The organism is Acinetobacter sp. ANC 4470, assembly GCF_002135335.1.
Classification (GTDB): Bacteria; Pseudomonadota; Gammaproteobacteria; order Pseudomonadales; family Moraxellaceae; genus Acinetobacter.
Map to the genome: position 1 here is coordinate 310,718 of NZ_NEGC01000001.1, position 20,503 is coordinate 331,220.

Annotated in this window: 20 protein-coding genes and 1 pseudogene; 8 read left to right on the forward strand and 13 right to left on the reverse strand. The window is 38.0% G+C overall.

Going from position 1 to position 20,503, the window contains the following annotated elements; translation table 11 throughout:
• Positions 1 to 304: 304 nt before the first annotated feature.
• Positions 305 to 1,924 carry an inorganic phosphate transporter gene (locus tag B9T25_RS01430; protein WP_086186715.1) on the reverse strand — a complete coding sequence of 540 codons (1,620 nt, stop codon included), beginning with the start codon at positions 1,922 to 1,924 and terminating at the stop codon, positions 305 to 307.
• Between the two features lie 430 nt (positions 1,925 to 2,354).
• On the opposite strand from B9T25_RS01430, the gene metH reads away from it, so the two are divergent.
• The 3 genes from metH (at position 2,355) to B9T25_RS01445 (ending at position 7,332) form a co-directional block, all read left to right on the forward strand.
• Entirely contained in the window at positions 2,355 to 6,047 is a 3,693-nt protein-coding gene (metH, locus tag B9T25_RS01435; RefSeq protein WP_086186716.1) for a methionine synthase, read from the forward strand.
• 114 nt (positions 6,048 to 6,161) lie between these two features.
• The gene (locus B9T25_RS01440) at positions 6,162 to 6,602 is read left to right on the forward strand and encodes a hypothetical protein (RefSeq protein ID WP_171262694.1); all 441 of its coding nucleotides are present in this window, start codon (positions 6,162 to 6,164) and stop codon (positions 6,600 to 6,602) included.
• Positions 6,603 to 6,606: 4 nt separating this feature from the next.
• Positions 6,607 to 7,332: a hypothetical protein gene (locus B9T25_RS01445; protein ID WP_086186718.1), complete on the forward strand. Its 726-nt coding sequence runs from the start codon at positions 6,607 to 6,609 to the stop codon at positions 7,330 to 7,332.
• A 110-nt stretch (positions 7,333 to 7,442) separates the two neighbouring features.
• Here the strand turns inward: B9T25_RS01445 and B9T25_RS01450 are convergent, their stop codons facing one another.
• The 6 genes and pseudogenes from B9T25_RS01450 to pnuC form a co-directional block, all read right to left on the reverse strand.
• Positions 7,443 to 7,580 (reverse strand): DUF559 domain-containing protein, encoded by a 138-nt coding sequence (locus tag B9T25_RS01450; protein WP_086186719.1) that lies wholly within the window; start codon positions 7,578 to 7,580, stop codon positions 7,443 to 7,445.
• 36 nt (positions 7,581 to 7,616) lie between these two features.
• Positions 7,617 to 7,745: pseudogene (locus tag B9T25_RS14385) on the reverse strand (IS3 family transposase); the annotation flags it as partial.
• 41 nt (positions 7,746 to 7,786) lie between these two features.
• The gene (gene def / locus B9T25_RS01455; RefSeq protein WP_086186720.1) at positions 7,787 to 8,302 is read right to left on the reverse strand and encodes a peptide deformylase; all 516 of its coding nucleotides are present in this window, start codon (positions 8,300 to 8,302) and stop codon (positions 7,787 to 7,789) included.
• Between the two features lie 487 nt (positions 8,303 to 8,789).
• Complete coding sequence (locus tag B9T25_RS01460) at positions 8,790 to 9,287, reverse strand: DUF2505 family protein (protein ID WP_086186721.1); 498 nt, start codon at positions 9,285 to 9,287, stop codon at positions 8,790 to 8,792.
• Between the two features lie 135 nt (positions 9,288 to 9,422).
• The gene (locus B9T25_RS01465; protein WP_086186722.1) at positions 9,423 to 9,695 is read right to left on the reverse strand and encodes a hypothetical protein; all 273 of its coding nucleotides are present in this window, start codon (positions 9,693 to 9,695) and stop codon (positions 9,423 to 9,425) included.
• 32 nt (positions 9,696 to 9,727) lie between these two features.
• Positions 9,728 to 10,312, reverse strand: a complete 585-nt coding sequence (pnuC, locus tag B9T25_RS01470) for a nicotinamide riboside transporter PnuC (RefSeq protein WP_086186723.1) — start codon at positions 10,310 to 10,312, stop codon at positions 9,728 to 9,730.
• Between the two features lie 223 nt (positions 10,313 to 10,535).
• Here pnuC and B9T25_RS01475 point away from each other — a divergent pair, with 223 nt between their 5' ends.
• From B9T25_RS01475 to B9T25_RS01485, 3 genes are read left to right on the forward strand one after another with little or no spacing between them, the layout of a single operon-like run.
• A complete protein-coding gene (locus B9T25_RS01475; RefSeq protein ID WP_086186724.1) occupies positions 10,536 to 11,321 on the forward strand; it encodes a crotonase/enoyl-CoA hydratase family protein in 786 nt (261 codons plus the stop codon).
• Between the two features lie 35 nt (positions 11,322 to 11,356).
• Positions 11,357 to 12,259 (forward strand): alpha/beta fold hydrolase, encoded by a 903-nt coding sequence (locus B9T25_RS01480; protein WP_086186725.1) that lies wholly within the window; start codon positions 11,357 to 11,359, stop codon positions 12,257 to 12,259.
• Between the two features lie 13 nt (positions 12,260 to 12,272).
• Positions 12,273 to 12,836, forward strand: coding sequence for a TetR/AcrR family transcriptional regulator (locus B9T25_RS01485; protein ID WP_086186726.1), 564 nt, complete (start codon positions 12,273 to 12,275; stop codon positions 12,834 to 12,836).
• A 35-nt stretch (positions 12,837 to 12,871) separates the two neighbouring features.
• On the opposite strand, the gene B9T25_RS01490 is transcribed toward B9T25_RS01485, so the two are convergent.
• Positions 12,872 to 13,354, reverse strand: coding sequence for a hypothetical protein (locus B9T25_RS01490; RefSeq protein WP_086186727.1), 483 nt, complete (start codon positions 13,352 to 13,354; stop codon positions 12,872 to 12,874).
• A 336-nt stretch (positions 13,355 to 13,690) separates the two neighbouring features.
• Here B9T25_RS01490 and B9T25_RS01495 point away from each other — a divergent pair, with 336 nt between their 5' ends.
• Positions 13,691 to 14,632, forward strand: a complete 942-nt coding sequence (locus tag B9T25_RS01495; protein ID WP_086187019.1) for a DMT family transporter — start codon at positions 13,691 to 13,693, stop codon at positions 14,630 to 14,632.
• 254 nt (positions 14,633 to 14,886) lie between these two features.
• Here the strand turns inward: B9T25_RS01495 and B9T25_RS01500 are convergent, their stop codons facing one another.
• The 5 genes from B9T25_RS01500 to B9T25_RS01520 all read right to left on the reverse strand — a co-directional run bounded on the left by B9T25_RS01500 (position 14,887) and on the right by B9T25_RS01520 (position 19,661).
• Positions 14,887 to 16,716 (reverse strand): diguanylate cyclase, encoded by a 1,830-nt coding sequence (locus B9T25_RS01500; protein WP_086187020.1) that lies wholly within the window; start codon positions 16,714 to 16,716, stop codon positions 14,887 to 14,889.
• 206 nt (positions 16,717 to 16,922) lie between these two features.
• The gene (locus B9T25_RS01505) at positions 16,923 to 17,261 is read right to left on the reverse strand and encodes an FKBP-type peptidyl-prolyl cis-trans isomerase (protein ID WP_034696431.1); all 339 of its coding nucleotides are present in this window, start codon (positions 17,259 to 17,261) and stop codon (positions 16,923 to 16,925) included.
• 86 nt (positions 17,262 to 17,347) lie between these two features.
• Positions 17,348 to 17,971, reverse strand: coding sequence for an MgtC/SapB family protein (locus B9T25_RS01510; protein ID WP_086186728.1), 624 nt, complete (start codon positions 17,969 to 17,971; stop codon positions 17,348 to 17,350).
• An 85-nt stretch (positions 17,972 to 18,056) separates the two neighbouring features.
• Complete coding sequence (locus B9T25_RS01515) at positions 18,057 to 18,587, reverse strand: YaeQ family protein (RefSeq protein ID WP_086186729.1); 531 nt, start codon at positions 18,585 to 18,587, stop codon at positions 18,057 to 18,059.
• A gap of 42 nt (positions 18,588 to 18,629) precedes the next feature.
• On the reverse strand, positions 18,630 to 19,661 hold the full coding sequence (locus tag B9T25_RS01520; RefSeq protein WP_086186730.1) for a CobW family GTP-binding protein: 1,032 nt from the start codon (positions 19,659 to 19,661) through the stop codon (positions 18,630 to 18,632).
• 581 nt (positions 19,662 to 20,242) lie between these two features.
• Between B9T25_RS01520 and B9T25_RS01525 the strand changes: the two genes are divergently transcribed.
• Positions 20,243 to 20,464, forward strand: coding sequence for a hypothetical protein (locus B9T25_RS01525; protein WP_086186731.1), 222 nt, complete (start codon positions 20,243 to 20,245; stop codon positions 20,462 to 20,464).
• Positions 20,465 to 20,503 lie beyond the last annotated feature (39 nt).

Here is a 20,503-nt window from a genome sequence, read left to right on the forward strand (position 1 = left end):
TTTTGAGACAATCACATTTGCAATCTAATCTGGCGATTTTAGCTTATGGTTTAGACATAAATAATACTTAATCCGTTGGTAATCGTAAAAGCTTTAAAATAAGTTGGGAATCTTGAATTTCAAGGTAGGTTAAGAAACATAAAAAAATTTATATATCTTATATAATTTCAACTAGAGATAACCAAATTTAAAACATTACAGTTGAGTCCAAATAGACTCCCTTGAGAGTCTATTTGATATGTTTTATATATTTACAAGTACTAGTAATAACAATTGCAGCGTTTTTTTATTTCAAACAGATTGCTTAAACAAACTGTAAGAACAACCAATACAAACCACCAGATAAACAAATCGTGGCGGGTAAAGTGAAGACCCATGCAGAAAGAATGGTTTTCACAGTTGCAAAGTTTAAGCCTGATTTATTGGCAACCATGGTACCTGCAACAGCACTGTTCAAAACATGTGTGGTTGAAACGGGCATACCAAAACCATCTGCTGCTGCAATGGTGGTCATTGCCACAAGTTCAGCCGACATCCCCTGACCATAAGTCATATGATCTTTACCAATACGCTCACCCACTGTCACCACAATACGTTTCCAACCCACCATTGTTCCTAAACCAAGTGCCAGTGCGACTGCGACTTTCACCCAAGTTGGAATATATTGTAAGAATGAATCTAGGTTAGAGCGATACTCTTTAACCACTTTGGTTTGTGCTTCCGACATAGCAGGCAACTGTTTAGTTTTATCTAAACGCTTAAATGCAGTACTACTTAAATACATATCATTGCGAATAACAGAAATATCCGCTTCAGGAATATCTTTTAAATCACCATACTGAGCAACATGATCGCCTAAATGATCGGTTAAGCTTGCTAAAGCAGGAATGACATCTTTATTCATTTCTTTGGTTTGAACGTATGACGTCAAGACTTCACGTGCTTGAGTATCCGAAATATGACTATGATTGGCGTAAATAACCGTCGCAGTTTGATTTGATAATTGATCAAATGACTGAATATGTTTAGCATCTAAATTTTTATTCAACGAATATGCGAGCGGCACAACACCAATCAAAATGAGCATAATTAAGCCCATACCTTTTTGACCATCATTTGATCCATGCGCAAAACTCACACCTGTACAGGTAAAAATTAAGATGGCACGAATTAAAGGTGGCGGTGGCTTATTACCTTCAGGTGGCTGAAACAATTCAACTTGTTTTTTAAAGACTTTTTTTACCAACAAGAACACAACAGCAGCAAATGCAAAACCAATTAAAGGTGAAAAGAATAAAGCCTTACCGACTTTAATCACTTGGTCCATATCTACACCACTGGCACCATTACCTGCATGCAAGATGTAGTTCATAATGCCCACACCTAAAATCGAACCGATTAAAGTATGTGAACTTGACGCTGGAATACCCAAGAACCAAGTCCCTAAGTTCCACAGAATAGCGGCGATTAGCATGGCGAAAACCATGGCAAAACCTGCGCCCGAGCTGACATTCATAATCAACTCTACAGGCAACAAAGCAATGATGCCATAAGCAACAGCACCACTTGCCACCATTACGCCCAGAAAATTACAAAAGCCTGCCCACATGACCGCAACAGGTGCAGACAAGGCATTGGTATAAATGACCGTAGCTACTGCATTGGCAGTGTCATGAAAACCATTTACAAATTCAAAGCCTAAGGCAATAAAAAGTGCTGTCGCTAAAAGAATGACGGAATATAAACTTAAAGTTGGAACATGTGACAAATCAGCTGAAAGTTGAAAGCCAATGTACACCAAGGTAGAAACAATAACCGTGAGAAACACCGGCATAAAAAATTTCGGTGTGGCAACATGCACATTCGTCGATCTTGTTGGCACGGATTGCACCTGATCTTGGACGGGAGGAATATTAGAATTCATGCAGACGGTTCAAGGGGATAATAAAATCCCCTTATTGTTCAATTTAATTGTGACAATTATATGACAAACAGGTGTCATATAAAGCCAAATCTTAACAATTGACTTAATTTAAATCACTCCGCTTCATTTTAGGGAGCTAAATTCTTTTAAATCCATCATTTTGCAATATCTGAAGCTCAAAATAGTTTGTGCCTTAATATTTCAAAATATTTGGATAACTACATAAAAAATATTTTTAATCGTCGCATCGCTCAATTTTTTGTACTCTCTATTGGATAATAGCGTTGTCATATTTCAATTCGATGAAAAATACAGCAGCAACAGGCTTATTTTAAAGTCGATCTGCCGAAATCGGCTGAATATTCCTCAAATGCAGTGTAATTCTGCTAAAATAATGCCCATTTTGTATTCCACTGGATTGGGGTTATTTATGTCCACGCTTGCCACCCTAAAAGAGCTTCTTGCCAAACGCATCCTAATTATTGATGGTGCGATGGGCACCATGATTCAACGCCATCAATTAGAAGAAGCAGATTATCGGGGTGAGCGTTTTGCTGACTGGGCATCTGACTTAAAAGGTAATAATGACCTTTTAGTGCTGACCCAACCACACATTATTCAAAGTATCCATGAAGATTACTTAGATGCGGGTGCGGATATCATTGAAACCAACAGCTTTAATGGTACGCGCGTTTCTATGTCTGACTATCACATGGAAGATTTAGTCCATGAGATTAACTTTGAAGCAGCACGTATTGCCAAAGCAGCCTGTAAAAAATATTCAACCCCAGACAAACCACGTTTTGTAGCAGGTGTACTTGGACCGACATCACGTACCTGTTCAATTTCACCGAATGTCAATGATCCTGCATTTCGTAATGTCACTTTTGATGCGCTAAAAGAAAACTATATTGAAGCGACACATGCCTTAATTGAAGGCGGTGCAGACATTTTATTGATTGAAACTGTATTTGATACCTTGAACTGTAAAGCGGCAATTTTTGCAGTAAAAGAAGTCTTTAAACAGCTGGGTTACGAATTACCGTTAATGATTTCAGGCACCATTACCGATGCTTCAGGTCGTACTTTAACGGGTCAAACTGCGGAAGCTTTCTGGAATTCTGTACGGCACGGTGATTTACTCTCGATTGGTTTTAACTGTGCCCTTGGTGCAGATGCCATGCGTCCACACGTAAAAACTGTGGGTGACGTGGCTAATACCTTTATTTCAGCGCATCCAAATGCAGGCTTACCGAATGCTTTCGGTGGTTATGATGAGACCCCAGAAGAAACTGCGGCATTCTTAAAAGAATTTGCGGAAAGTGGTTTGATTAATATCACAGGTGGTTGTTGTGGTACGACCCCAGATCACATTCGTGCCATTTACAATGCAGTAAAAGACATTGCGCCACGTCAAATTCCAGACATTCAACCCGCTTGCCGCCTTTCAGGTTTAGAACCTTTTAACATCACTAAAGATTCATTGTTTGTAAATGTCGGTGAGCGTACCAACGTTACAGGTTCAAAAAAATTCGCACGTCTGATTCGTGAAGAAAACTATACCGAAGCTTTAGAGGTTGCCTTAGACCAAGTTCAAGGTGGCGCGCAAATTGTCGACATCAACATGGATGAAGGCATGTTGGATTCGCAAGCAGCAATGGTCACGTTCCTGAACCTGATTGCATCTGAACCCGACATTTCCCGTGTACCGATCATGATTGACTCATCTAAATGGGAAATTATTGAAGCGGGCTTGAAATGTGTGCAGGGTAAACCTGTCGTCAACTCTATTTCCCTAAAAGAAGGTTATGACGAGTTTGTCGAAAAAGCGCGTTTATGCCGTCAGTATGGTGCTGCAGTTATCGTCATGGCATTTGATGAGCAAGGTCAAGCTGACACAGCTGCACGTAAGCGTGAAATCTGTAAACGCTCGTATGATGTTTTAGTGAACGACGTTGGCTTCCCTGCTGAAGATATTATTTTCGACCCGAACGTGTTTGCTGTGGCAACGGGTATTGAAGAACACAATAACTACGCGGTTGATTTCATTGAAGCAACAGGTTGGATTAAACAAAACCTTCCCCATGCCATGATTTCTGGTGGTGTATCAAACGTATCGTTTTCATTCCGTGGTAACGAGCCTGTCCGTGAAGCGATTCATGCAGTGTTCTTGTATCATGCCATTCAACAAGGCATGACCATGGGCATTGTAAATGCAGGACAACTTGCAATTTATGATGATATTCCGAAAGAGTTAAAAGCAGCGGTTGAAAATGTTGTTCTCAACCAAAACCAAGGTGAAAGTGGTCAAGATGCCACAGAAAAGCTACTTGAAGTTGCAGAACAATACCGTGGTAAAGGCGGTGCACAACGTGAAGCTGAAAACCTTGAATGGCGTGATCAGCCTGTTGAAAAACGTCTTGAATATGCTTTAGTCAAAGGGATTACCGCTTATATTGATATCGATACCGAAGAAGCACGTTTAAAATCTACCCGTCCTTTAGATGTGATTGAAGGACCTCTCATGTCAGGCATGAACGTGGTCGGTGACTTATTTGGTGCAGGTAAAATGTTCTTGCCACAAGTCGTGAAATCGGCACGTGTAATGAAACAAGCCGTAGCTTGGCTGAACCCGTACATCGAAGCAGAAAAAGAAGAAGGTCAAACCAAGGGTAAAATCTTGATGGCGACGGTAAAAGGCGATGTACATGATATTGGGAAAAATATCGTGGGCGTCGTTTTGGGTTGTAATGGTTATGACATCGTTGACCTTGGCGTGATGGTGTCTGCGGAAAAAATCTTACAAACTGCGATAGATGAAAAAGTCGATATTATTGGTTTATCAGGCTTAATCACGCCATCTTTAGATGAAATGGTGTTTGTTGCCAAAGAAATGCAACGTAAAGGTTTCCATATTCCATTGATGATTGGTGGTGCAACCACATCGAAAGCACATACAGCAGTTAAAATTGATCCGCAATATTCAAATGATGCCGTCATTTATGTCGCTGATGCATCTCGTGCAGTGGGTGTTGCGACGTCCCTGCTTTCACCTGAAATGAAGCCTGAGTTCATTAAAGGCTACCGTGATGAATATGTGAAAGTGCGTGAGCGTATTGCCAATAAACAACCAAAAGCTGCGAAATTGTCTTATCAAGAATCCATTGCCAATGGTGTAAAAATTGATTGGACAAACTATGTGCCGCCTAAACCAAATGTGCTTGGTCAACATGTCTTAAAAAATTATCCGCTTGCGACTTTAGTCCCTTATTTTGACTGGACACCGTTCTTTATTTCGTGGAGTTTGGCAGGTAAGTTCCCTGCTATTCTGACTGATGACGTCGTCGGAGAAGCGGCAACAGATTTATATGAACAAGCGCAAATCATGCTGAAAGACATTGTGAAAAATAATCGTTTTGATGCGCGTGCAGTGTTTAGCCTTGCACCTGCAAAACGCACTGATGCAGATACGGTTGCTATTTATGATGAAAATCAAACCGTAACACATAAGTTTGAACATACACGTCAGCAGTCAGACAAAGTATCTAAAAAACCAAACTTCTCATTGGCAGATTTTATTGCTCCTGAAGATGCAAACCTTGAAGATTACTTAGGTGGCTTTACAATTTCTATTTTCGGTGCAGAGGAAATGGCACATGAATACAAAGCCAAGGGCGATGATTATTCAGCTATTTTAGCGCAATCTTTAGGTGACCGTTTTGCAGAAGCTTTTGCTGAGCATTTGCATGAGCGTATTCGTAAAGAATTCTGGGGTTACCAAGCAGCTGAACAACTGTCGAATGAAGACTTGATTAAAGAGAAGTATGTCGGGATTCGTCCTGCACCGGGTTACCCTGCCTGCCCTGAACATTCTGAAAAAGCGACTTTGTTTAGTTGGTTGGATTCAACCAATACGATTGGTACGGAACTCACTTCGAGTTTTGCAATGTGGCCACCTTCAAGCGTGAGTGGTTTCTATTACAGCAACCCGCAATCTGAATACTTTAATGTTGGTAAGATTGCACAGGATCAGCTGGATAGTTATACAGAGCGTAAAGGCTGGTCAATGGATGAAGCGAAGCGTTGGTTGATGCCGAATTTAGATGATTCGATTGATATTTAAATAAATCCTCCCCAACCCTCCTTTTTAAAGGAGGGAGCAAAAATTCCCTCGATTGAGGGGATTTTTTTCATTTTTGTGATAAATTATTTAAATTACAAATTATTTAATAAGCTTATGAACATAAAACAAACAGACTTTGAATCCCAAGAATTTGAGAATTACCAAAACTTAATGATTGTTCCAGAACTAATAGAAGATGAACAGAATATCTACTCATCCTCATCCATATCATTTTATAAATATGCAAAAAATCAAGTTAATCTCAATTATATAAAAAAACCTGATATTGTTTTAGAGCAGAGATCTATAGATTGGTTCGGACCAACTCTGTTAATTACTACGACAGCCTTAACACAAAATCCTGAATTAATTTCAATAACACTTAATGTAATATCAAATTATATAACGGATTTTCTCAAGGGACGCAATGAACCAAATATTAAATTCAGCCTTTTAATCCAAGAATCAAGAACACGGTTCAAAAAGCTTGATTATGAAGGTAACAAAGAAGGCCTGAAAGAAGTCGATAAATTAATTAAACAGTTAAAAAAATAATTTTATGAATACATATACTTTTAAGGAAATCCATTCCCAATTTTGTGAAACAATTGATAAATTGCAAATTTATAATAACTATACAGCTTCTCTAGAACTAAAAAAAACAGCTATAGACGACTGTATTCTCTTTCTAAAATTTATAAGAAATGAAAAATATAAAGCTATAAAAAACGAAAATTCGGTCATCGCAAACCACTTGTTTCACATGCAATGCGTACTAAATAGTTTATTATCATCACTAAAAATTTGGCTATATATTGATAATAACGAGTTCAAAAATGCATGGGACTCTTTAATAAATGCATATGAATATTTATCTATTGCGAAAAAAATAAATGAATATGAAGGTCTTTTAAATCTAGAAAAGCATTTAAACTGCATTGAAAACTGTATATTCCCGAAAAGGAAAATCTATTTAAGTGCTGCATTCACATCAACAATTGGGAATTGTTCTATTTGTAATAAAGACTTCCATGAGTGTATCCACATTGAAAATAATATTTATTGTGGACAGCTATGCTACAGAGCAAATATAAAAAATATTAAAGGTAATCATGTTGCTTTAGTTGAAAATCCAAAGGACAGAAGATGTATCGTTACTAGTTATGGACAAGAAAATTCAATTATAGACTCTTTCACTCTAGAAAAAGTTGAACTTAAAGAACAAACTCAAGAAGGTATATTCCATGCCCATATTCTATCTTTTTCAACATTAGATTGGGATTAAGCCCAATAGTTTCTAGCAGAGAATTAGGAATCCCTCCTAGCCTCCCTTTAAAAGGGAGGAACTCAACGAATTTAATAACTCCATTAAATCCCCCTTTACAAAAGGGGGATTTAGGGGGATTCTTTCGCTAACCGAGATGCAACCACTCCAGAAATCACATGAATAACTGCATCAATCTCTCTCAAAACTTGCCCATTATTACACCTTAACACTCTCAATCCAAGCTGTGCCAAGACTTCATCACGTATACGATCAGATTCTAAACCTGAATAGCCACCAAAACTCTAGACACACATAACCATCTTTTGATGGGTCCTTTCATAATCTAATGGAGAACGTTGACCATTGAAACCATGTCTTCGTTTTGAGTTATAAAACATTTCAATATATTCAAATATGTCTGCTCTAGCATCTGATCCAAGCCAATTAAATACATGACAACACCTCCCTTTTTTTAAAGGGAGGTTAGGAGGGATTCTATGAATGGAGCATCCATCCGCTCTACAAACAACACCCCATCCAAATGATCAACTTCATGCTGCACGATCCGCGCAGGAAAACCATGAAATACACTTTCAACTAGCTCACCTTGCAGCGTCAAATACTTCACCTTGACCATTTCCGCCCGTGCGACCTGCCCACGTTCATTTGGCACACTTAAACAACCTTCTTCACCTAAAATAGTACTTTCAGATTGTTCTAAAATTTCAGGATTCACCATCACCACAGCATCCATATCAGGTGCATCTGGATAGCGAAGGTTCGAACGTGAAGCCACTATAATGACTCGTTTAGACACATATACTTGCGGAGCTGCAATCCCTACACCATTACGTTCAAGCATGGTGGCTTGCATCGCTGCTGCAAGTTCATTTAACCATGAACTATTCAATTCCGCCTCTGAAACGGGTGCTGCTTTTAAAGTTAAGATAACTTCTCCACGCTGCGCTACAGGTAAAATAGTGCTCATCATTTCTTTCCTATAATTTTATTTAACCATTTCAAATTTTTAATAAGACTAAGCCTTTTCAGGTTAAACGATGTCGCTTTGAAATGGGCTATTTAGAATTAATTAACCGTTAATGATTTTGTATTTAACCTAAAAGCCACGTCATTTAAGCTAAATTTAATCTTCTACTTTAGAATAAGCCCAATTCTACATAAACATCATAAATATGAATACCACTCAACTTTGGCTCGGTATTCTCCTTAGTTCTATAGGTTTCACCTCATTCTTTATTGCAAGATTCATATAACAACAAGTTTGAATCCTACTCATCATGACTTTTTAAATAAGAAGAATTCTTTAAGCAGAAATTAGCGTTATTCTCTATCTTCAGAAAAGCCCTAAAAAATATATTTTTTATAAAAAGAATCGCCCTTATTTTGTAAAAATAAGGGCGATTCTTTCAATTAAATAAGATCAATCATGAGCTTAAATAGCTCACTTTTTCAAATTAAATTGTTAAATTTTTCTTTAATTCATCTTCTACAATTTGGATTTCCAAATCACTAAATTTACGAATTTCACCTTCTGCATGTTTTTCTAGGAGCCCGCCGATAAGTGGCACTTTAATTTTAACGGTCCAATCTAATTGAATATCAATTTGCTGAGCATTGCCCGTAACAGAACGCTCACCTTGTGCTGCTAAAGGTAAATTTGCACCTAATTCAACGGTCGAAGTTAAAGCCTCTAAATTGGTAATATCTGTACGTTTTAAACGGAACGCATCTTTAAGCAATTTTTTGGCGATATCTGGAATATTCACATCTAAGTTATAAGCACGCTTTAATGTGTAAATATCCCCCTCAACTTTAGATTCTAAAATTTCTAATTTTTCTCCAGGAATACGTTTACAAACAGCTTCATGCATCTCTGGGTCTGCCGCTAAGCGACGAAACTCATCCAAAGAAACACCATGAATAGTGGCATTGACGGTAAAACGATGTGCCATATTGCTCTCCTTTATTTTTTAGTTGTTTGAATATTTTAAATCGTGAGATCAGCTCAGCACTGAACTAACGTATTTTATCCTAGCTTATTTAATTGAATTTGAATGATGCTGTCATTGACCGCGTATTCCGAACTATTAAGCATGTACGCCAGAACAAATCTCAATTTTATCAACACAAGAAATTTTGAGGAAATGAGTTCTATATTCAATAATGGCATAAAATTGTTCAGCGCCATCATCTAGACCTGTAGCTGACCATGTGGTGCCTTTCGGAAAATCATTCAGCCATTGGGCTTTATAAAAATCTGAGACAGAATCAAAATTGATATATTTCTCAGGTGCAGCCTGAATGCGTGCTGCCATTTCATCAAATTGTGTGAATTGATATTGTATGAAATCAATCAGCATCTTTATTCACCCACATACACCCATAAAATATGTTACACACCCTTAAAATGGGTGATCGCTTGTTTCTTTTTCACTTGTTCCCACTGCCACCAACCAAAAGCGGCCAAACCAACAAAAGCAGCATATAAACCCGCAGTTAGGAATAAATCTTTATAAATAAACATGCCCACATAAACAATATCGACAAAAACCCAAAGCACCCAAGTCGCGATATGTTTACGGCTGGTCCAATAGGTTGCCAACAAGCTAAATGCAGCCAATTGTGAGTCAAGCATCGGTACGGCAGCATCGGTAAAATGTTTTAAGGTTAAACCGAAAATTAAACCACCCACTGCTGCCAACAGCATTTGGGAAATAACCGTTTTTTTAGCAATCGGTTCAATGCGAATCTCATGATCTTGTTGTTTACCCTTGAACCAGTGATAGAAACCATAAAAGTTCACTGCCATAAAGAAAAACTGCAAAATGGTTTCGCCATACAACTTAAACTCATAAAACAAATAAGCATATAAAACGAAAGCTGCGAAGTTAAACCACCAACACCACATATTTCGTTTAACGGTTAATGTCACACCAATAACACTAATAATGACCGCAATAATTTCTAAAGGTGACATAACAATCAATAAGCTTAAAAGAAGTGTGGCTATTATGAAAAAAATAGCGCTGAACGCAAGATAAATTATGCCTATTCCTCTGCTAATTCACCGTGCATCGCGCTCCCTGCTCCCATAACAATGTATCAATACAAACATCACACAGAAATTTGACTAAACAGATTTGACAGTTTTCTAACGATCGTTTAAAAATATAAAAAATGATCAATCTGGAAGAATAAAAATGTCAGAACAACAAGGCAAAGTTAGTCGTGAAATTCGCGGACATCTGTTCATTATTGGTTTAGACCGTGCGACGAAAAGAAATGCTTTTGATAGTCACCTTATTCATGACTTATCCCTCGCCTTAACGGAATATGAAGACCATCCTGAGTTACGCTGTGCAGTTATTTTTGCACATGGCGATCACTTTACCGCAGGTTTAGATTTAGTCGAATTACAACCTAAGCTCAGTAGCGGCATCTTTAATTATGATCAACAGCACATCAACCCATGGGGAACCAGTGGACGACCACGCAAAAAACCAATGATTGTTGCAGTACAAGGCTTTTGCTATACCGCAGGAATAGAACTGATGTTAAATGCCGATATTGCTATTGCGCAGGACAATACCCAATTTGCCCAAATGGAAGTGCAACGTGGCATTTTACCTTTTGGCGGTGCAACTGCCCGTTTTGTACAAGCTGCGGGTTGGTCAAAGGCTATGCGTTATTTACTCACGGGTGATGCATTTGATGCAGCAACGGCACTCGATTTAAACCTGATTAATGAAATCACCACTGAGTCACCGCTCAATCGTGCCATTGAACTGGCTGAACGTATTGCTCAAGCTGCACCACTCGCAGTGCAAGCGACCCTTGCCTCTGCCAAAGAAGCAACTGAACACGGTGCTGAAATAGCATTCTCAAATTTACAACAACACCTCACCCCGTTGTTAACAACACAAGATGTACAAGAAGGTGTAATGGCTATGCTGCAAAAACGTGCTCCACAATTTAAAGGTCAATAATTTAAGCCTAAACCTAAATAAAAAATGAGTTCGTTATGTCCCATTTAAATCAGAGTCTACAAAAACAAGATTTTAGTGTTGCTACACAATCCTTTACTGCAAGCGATGGATATACTCTGGTTGGCACACTTTACATACCAACACATGGTATAAAAGCCAATATCGTACTGTCTAGTGCAACAGGTGTTCCACAAACTTTTTATCGCCGCTTTGCTGAATATGCCACGCAGTTTGGCTATCAAGTGCTGACGTTTGATTATCGTGGTATCGCACAATCTGCACCGAAGCGACTCAAAGGCTTTAAAATGTCTTACTTAGATTGGGGTGCTTTAGACCTTGCTGCGGCCATTGATTATCTGGCACAGGATCAGGTTCCGCTCTTTATGGTCGGTCATTCTTACGGTGGACAAGCACTTGGTTTAGCGCCAAACCATGCCAAAGTGACAGCAATGTATTGCTTTGGCACGGGCGCAGGTTGGCATGGCTATATGCCTTTTAAAGAAAAAATGAAGGTTCAGGTGATTTGGAATATTATCTTCCCCCCTATGGTTGCAGTCGCAGGCTATTTACCGTGGAGCAAACTGAATATGGGGGCAGATCTACCCATCGGGGTCTATCAACAATGGCGAAAATGGTGTAAAAATCCGACCTATTTCTTTGCAGACCCTGAACAGCATGCCTTAATTGCACAATATGCACAGGTGAAAACCCCTATTTATGCAGTATCTGCACTGGATGATGATTGGGCTTTACCTAATTCACGCCATGCTTTTATGCAATATTACCGCCAAGCACCGATGCAATTTATCAATATTTCAGCGTCTAACTATGGCTTAAAAGAAATCGGGCATATGGGTTATTTCCGTAAAGGCTCAGAAAAAATCTGGGATGAAATTTTACAAGCCTTTCATGACTTCATTGCCACAAAAAATGGATAGAGACTTTAAATAAATGCGTCCACAGAAACTGAGCCGAGAGCAGATTCTTAACAGATGTGCCTTACAATTTAAGACATATGGATATGCAGCGACCAGTATGGGCATGCTCGCCAAAGCCTGTGGACTGACCAAAGCTTCTTTTTATTATTACTATGCCAGTAAAGAAGCTTTATTGATGGATGTACTCGAACTCACCCAGCAATATTTAAATACGCATTTATTTAAGTTCAGTGAACATAGAACACTTTCTGTCGTTGAGCATTTTGAACAACTGCATGAGCGTGCGGTACAATTTTTTAGTTATGGGGTCAAAGGCTGTTTAGTGGGAATTCTTTCTATCGAAGCGCTATATCAATCTACCGATATTTTAGAAAAAATTCGCAGTATTTTTAAGGACTGGGAAATGGCATTTTACCAATTTTTTAAAGTCCAACTGAGCGATCATGAAGCCTCAATTTTAGCTAAACAAAGCGTAGCTGATTATGAAGGCGCTATTTTAATGTACCGTCTAAATGACGATAGCTTTTATCTTGATCAAGTGAAACGTCGAATTTTAAAACAGTTAGATGCTGTATAAAGTTTTGCTCTCGCAACCCCATTCATCAAAGCTAACTATGCTTTTTGCTTTTCTTTAAGCTCCAATTTATGCTCATAACCAAAACGGTCGACATGGGTATAAAATACCCCATAGCGCCCCACATAGTATTCCAAAGACTGATCGTAAAAAGTCCAGTAAATAGACCATTCACTTAAATCAAGTTTACGAATTAGCGTTTTGGTTTTAGCTGGCATTTTTCTTAACGCATTTTCTTGTAACGTTATCGCTTTAGCCATCTCTCGTTCAGTCGGTTTTTGTTCAAAAAATATTTGGCAGATATCATCAAAAAGCTGCTGTTCATATTCTTCAACGTCCTCTGTACACGTTTCAGTTACAAGGGTTATCTCGCCCATAGAAGTCGCAGCAGGTTTATTTGAATATTCTTGCTGCTTATTTCGGTATTGCTGAAAATGTTGATGTATATGAATTTTAAACAATACTTTCCAAAGCCCAATAAACACGATGAAAAGACACAACCACAAAAGTATTTTCAACATAACGTCACTCTCGCGAGTAAATAGTTATTATTTTTATATTATATAAACTAATTTGAGTAAAATTCATACAATTTTTAAAATATTATGCTATAAAAAATGTTCATTCATAGATCTTTTCTACATGTTACCTATTCCATATCCTCAAGACCCGCTTGCGAATTGTTTCGCTTTGGACATTCAAGTCAACAAGGCCCATTCACGACGTGTGGACTTTTTACACGAGGTGCCTTGGAAGCAGTACCGTGATCATTTTTTAGAATAATCACTACAGCATAAAATCACTCCAGGTCGCCTCAATAGCGACCTTTTTTATTGCCAAAAATAAGGACATCACCCATAAGTAATCCATTCCATTCAAAAGACTTATCCTCGCCACTGTGCGATCCGGTTGCAGCGCCTTTAAATCGAAACTCACGCCTCGCTACAACCGGTCAATTTATTATTGTTGTGCTGATTTGGTCGCTGACACCACTTGCAGCCGTCTGGACAGTGAATGAAATTCATTGGGCGTGGGGTTTATTTATTCGATTTAGCTTGGCTATTGCAATGGCCTTCCTTTGTCAGGTTTACTTTAAAGTCAAAATACCACTCCATCCGCAAGCGCTGCTTAGCTATGCCGCAGGTGCAATTGGCTTATTTGCCTCCATGACCTTTTGCTATATGGGGGCATCCAAAGTTCCTTCAGCTATTATTTCAATGATCTATGGCATTGCCCCATTGATGTCGGGCTTAATGGCAATCTATATGTTTAAAAGTACCAAGTTTAATGCCTATCAATGGATGGGTTTAATGCTAGGTATGTTCGAATTATTTTTCGCACTCGGTTTCGGCTCTCAAAACTTCGTACTTAATTATTTTGGAGTTGGTTTAGAACTGATTGCGATGATGCTGTATGTGCTTTCTGCTTTTGCAGTGCGATCTGTCAATGCGAACATCCACCCGATCAGCCAAATGACAGGTGCAACCCTAGTATCATGGATCGGCTATTGTGGTTTATTGCCCTTTTTCTGGTCGGATATGCCAATACAACTACCCTCCTTACAGGCGTGTATCGCACTCATTTATAGTGCTTTATTTTCGTCCGTGTTGGCCATGATTTTTTATTATGCATTACTCACGACCACACTGATGCTTATTACCCTCATAACGCCAGTGCTTGCCACTGTTTGGGGCAGTTGGCTGAATCAAGAGCAATTAAGCACAGATTTAATTTTTGGACTATTTTTACTCTGTCTTGGCTTGGCTCTCTATTCTTTTCAAGCCCGCAATAAAGTCTAAAAAAATCCCGAGTTTGACCTAAACTTGAGATTTTTTAAAATTTTGGGTTAAAGCCAACCTCTATTATTCAAATAAAATTGCTTTAAGAAATAAGTTTGTTTGATTTCAAATAAAAAGCTCTACGTAACGCTTCGGTATCTAAATAATCTGGATGATCTAAAATAGAATAATCTGGTAAGCCACATGTATTACACCTTGTTGCTATAAAGGCCGTATGGTTTCCGTCATTTCATCGGTGGCATGCAAAATCATATTCAAATTTGTTGCGCAGATATAACCGTACTTATCGCATTATGCACTTGATATTGATCTCGCCCAGCATGCTTCGCGGCATAAAGTTGTACATCCGCAGCTTTCATTAATTCATGAATATCCGCATATTGATGTTCTTGATCTATCCACGCAACGCCCATGCTTAGAGTCACATATTGCTTTTGGTCGGGGCGATTTAAATGTTCAAATTGATTTTTTCTGACTGCATTTAATACCTGCTGTAAAACATTTAATACCACGGCATTTGGGACATCATGCAAAATAATCGCGAACTCCTCTCCACCATAACGTGCGACATAGGCAGATTCTGGTAAAGCCTGTTGTATCACCTTAACCAAATCTTTTAGAATGATATCGCCCTTTAAATGCCCATAGTAATCATTATAATTTTTAAAATAATCCACATCTAACATGGCAAAGGTCAAAGTACTGTTGGTATGATTTTGCGTCTGTATGAATAAACGCTGAATTTCAATATTTAAAGCATGACGGTTAAACGTCCCTGTTAATGCATCAATTTGAATTTGTCGTGCTAACTTTTCATTTAACTGATGTAATTGTGAGGTACGTTGTTGTACTTTGTGATCTAAAGAACTGTTCAACTCAACTAAATTGTCATTCAATTGCTGAATATAATACGTATGCTGTGCGTAATTTTTCGACTGCTGAAACATAATCAGCAAGGCATAAAAACTGGTTGAAATAAATGAAAGGTTAAAAGAATCAATTAAATTGAGCGTCAATAAAAAGTCATGTAAAAAGGTTACACATAATAAAATAATCGCCCATAAATTGGTCGTAGAATAGGGTTCTTTATGTTTTAGTGTTAAATAAAAACCATAAGTAAAATTAAAAAATATCACCAAGCTAAAGATGGAACTATAAAATGCGAAACGCTGAAAGACTTCTGGTAATGTTAAAACCGTGACCACAATGTTAATAACCAGTAAAATCATGGCAGCAAAATACACCAGCGGATGTAAATAACGTTGATTGAGTAAAAACATATAACTTAAGAAAAATATCACTGCCAAATAAGTAAATAAATATTCTAAGCGTGCTCCCCACAACCAGCTAATGTCTGTAAATGCAGTGTAAGCATATGGTGCCGAAAATAAATTATGTAAGGCTAAAAACAGGATAAAAACCCCAAAGACAAATACTCTAATACTACTGCGCCCAATAATTACACCTTGGAAAACCGAAAACATTACCGTGAATATTCCAACACCTAATACTGCACCACACACTAAACCGATGCTCATCATCATCTGTTGGAATTGTCGACTGACTGTTTTAGAAGCACCAATTTTCATGGGGTTCTCTAAACCGCCATGTAGATGATTAAAGTTTGAGGCTTGTATGGTAATGGTGAAATATTCTTCATTCACAACAAAAAAAGCAATTCTAGGTGCATTTTCTGTTTGATGATTTTTCTCATTCTTACCAACTTCACCTAAACGAAGTAGAAAGTCTCCATTTAGGTACATACGATAAGCACCATATTGATTCGGAATAAAAATCGAGATACGGCGCCCAAGATATTGTTTCGGCATTTTAAAGTGCCCAATAAATGTACCGTAAGTTTGATTGGTTCCAGTGAGTGCTTTGAAAGAAGTCGGTAACTGTACTGTTTTTGATTGTAAGACTGAACTGGGTTTAATGATCAATTGTTCAGGATAATACTGCCACTGCCCATTCAGTGGACTAGTGGTATTGTCCTTAAAATCGACCTGATTGATTAATTCTTGGTGTAGGTAATAAGACTCAGGTGCGGCTTCATATTGTGCCCATGCGTGCTTTTGCCACATGAATAAGCATAAACATGCCAAAAGAAAAAACTTAAAAAAATGTAGTAAATATTTTGTTTTAAACAAAAAGCGAATCATCCTTTAATTACGCTTAGCCATACCTTAATGTAACGATAAAAAAATAAAACTCAAATAACTTTTGTATTCTCTACAAGATCCATCCTTGTCTCTTGTAGAATATTTGTTAATCAAAGCATGCAATGCTCTTAATCACGTGTTTTTACGTCAAATAATTCAATTTCAAAAATAAGGTTTGAGTTAGCAGGAATCACTTTACCCATTTTACGTTCACCATAAGCCAAATGTGCTGGAACGAGTAATTTACGTTTACCACCCACTTTCATCCCCATAATACCTTGATCCCAACCTTTAATCACACGGCCCGTTCCAATCACTGTTTCAAAGTAATTACCACGGTCAACAGATGAGTCAAACTTGGTTCCATCTTCTAACCAACCTGTGTAATGAGTGGTAATCAGTGCGCCTTTGACCGCTTCCTTCCCTTCACCCACTTTCAAATCAATAATTTCTAATTCATTCGACATTGTCATTTACCAAACCTACAGCTGTGTTTTCAGTCCATAGTATAAACTGGATTATCAAATTCCTTGCAATTTGAATGTTGCAACATTTAAAAACTGAGTTCTTGAATATTGGGATCATTGAGTAAATAAGCCGTCAATTTTTTATGATTTTCAGCTGAACCAATTAAAATCCAGCGTCCTCTAATTTTATGTTCTGTTTTATGCTGCACGCTGCGTACAACCTTCATTTCATAGGTTTTGAATAGATTTTCATATTTATCTAAAGTTTTTTGTTGAAATTCGCAAACAATTCGATAAGTTCGTGCTTGGTTAAGTGACTCAATCTGCTCTTGCACATAAACTAAAAAAATTAAAACGATCAGCACAATCAGCGTGCCAAACAAACTTAAAAGTTCGTAGCCAGCACCCACAGCCATACCCAGTGCAGCCGTCATCCAAATAGTGGTTGCCGTGGTGATCCCCGAAATACGATTTTCATCTTTAAAAATTACGCCTGCACCCAGAAAACCCAGCCCTGTTAAGATATTGGCTGCTAAGCGATCAGGATTTTCCACACCAATTTTTAACGACAAAATAGTAAACAAACACGAGCTTAAACTGACCATAATCATGGTCCTTAATCCCGCAGATTTGCTTCTATATTCGCGTTCTGCACCAATAATTGCACCAATACCAAGCGCAATCAGCAAATGATATAAATCAGAATCCATTGATCTACCCGCTTTAAATTATTCTTTTAAGGTATACGCAATTTTGCTATACGGATGCAAGCCTAAACCTGCATCCTGAAATGATTTACTGTAACTGTTCCCACTCAACCAATACTTGTGCTTGATCACCAATTAACGTCCACTCGCCATCCATTACATTTAATTGTAACTGCATGGTGCGTTCACATAATTGCGGCAAAGCATCCGTTGTGGCAGTGGATAACTTCCAGACCTGTACATTACTCATAGTTTTTAATTTACTGTTGCGCTTATACCACTCGTCGACAGCCGAGCCATACGTGACTACGGCAACTTGTTTACAGCGCGCGCTGGCTTTTTTAACTTTATCTTCATCTGGACTACCAACTTCAATCCATTTTATCAATTGACCTGTTAAATCTTTTTCCCACAAAGCAGGTTCATTCGTTTCAAATAAATCTTTGGTAAATTCTAAAGCTTCACCAGCAAAACGAGCATATGCCAAAATACGTACCATCAATCGCTCAATCGTTTCTGACGGATGTAAAGCCATCGTCAGCTGATAATCAGCATATTGATGATCATCCATATTGGCAATATTCAAATCAGCCTTATAAATCGTTGCTTTAAGCGCCATAAAAAAGTCCTCAAATTTGGTGCTTAGCATATAAGATTTAGACTAAATTTGCTGAGTTGTTTTATCCGTATTATCGGCATTTAGCTGACATTGAAATAATTGATCTTCAAAGTGTTGCCAATCTCGCTGATCTTGCACAATAATTTCAATACGGTTATCAATCCCCTCTTCTGAAGACTGATAATTAAATTGCTGCGGATTAAAATTAAAGGTTTTCCAGCCCTGATTGGTATGAAAAATACCTTTAATTCGCAGCCAATTTTGTTGCTCACACAGTAAGTCTAATAATGGATAAAAATCGAAGAGCCAACGCTTAGGTAATTTCCAACCCGCCACACTGTACCCTTGTGTCGTTTCGACATAGTGATAAGGCACCTGTTTAATCTCAGGTAAAGTTTGTCCTACAAGCAGTGTTTTTTGAATTTTCAACAAAGGTTGAATCTTACGTTCAGTCCCGATATAAGGCTGATCAATTTGCGCAAGGGCAATATCCGCTTGCCCACTCCTGAGCCAAGTTTGTGCATACGCTTGATATTCTGTCTGTAAGATATCTAAGGCTTGCTCATCGGCAAAATCCATACGATCTGCATGAGAAACCACTATAATTTGTGCAGCTTTCAATTGGTCTGCATACAAATTTTGCTCAGTCCATTGCGTATCGTGTAAGCGTGAACCATCCACCACGGTCACTAAAGCATGCATCGCGATACTTTGCTGCCAATGTGGTTCTGTGAGTTGTTCCAACAGTTGTGCAGGATGTCCCAAACCCGTTGGTTCAATAAACAATCGGTCTGGCTTTGTTTCCGACAATAGTCGCGATAAAGCAATTTGCATTGGTAATTGACTACTGCAACACAAACACCCCCCCAAAAGTTCTTTGACTTCATAGCCTTGTGTTTGTGGCAACATCTGCTGATCGACACCAATTTGCCCAAATTCATTCATCAACACTGCCCAGACTTCATTTTCTGGCTTTTGGCTAAGCAAATGCTTAAGCAAAGTGGTTTTTCCAGCGCCTAAAAATCCAGAAATAATATGGGTAGCTACCGCCTTCGTTGGAGAAATCAGTTTCAAAACTTACTCGCTTTTGACTAAAGTGAAAATCAATTCAGGTCGTAATCAGCGCAAATTACGCTTAGGATCTGCTGAATGGTTCCACTTTAATTTCTTCCTTGCGAGATGGCAATGTAATCCCACTATTTAAAAAGTTCACACAACATGCTTATTCAATTTATTAAGATAACTCAATAAAATATAAAAATTAAAGTCAGTGTCAACACGCTATTTTTACTATATTAAAAGACCAAGCATATGAAATATCTCACCGTAATTTGAAATATTTTTTTACATTTAATATAAAAAGCAATCCATTTAAAAACACTGATATCAAGCTAGCTTGTTTGTTCTTAGTAAAAAACAAGGCTTTAAAATGAGGATATTGAAATATTTACATACAATTTTCCTTCAGTTTATGCAGCATTTTTTACAGTAAATAAACATGTTGCACTTACTTGTATTTTTCACGTTAATAGCTCTGTTTCACTTTGTTGCTTTGATTGCTCTACAACCCTAGCCTCTTTAGCATGGGCCCTGTTCATATTTATGTGATGATAAATGTGGGCTAATAACTTTTTAAAGAATAAAGGATGCCTAAAATGAAATTAACTCAACTATTACTTGCTTCAACGTTTACCATTGCTGCTGCAACAACGTTTGCTACAAGTTCGGATACACAAAGCAAAGAAGAGAAAGTAATTGTTTCTACTCAAGAACAACCTGAAATTGCAGCATCTGAAAGTGCTGCAACCAACCCAACATCGGCTAATCCTGCATCGGAAGTGGCTGTTGAAGAAGCACCTGCTAAACCTGCTCAATAATATTTAAATCCAATCGCTCGCTTATTAACTCTACCTTGT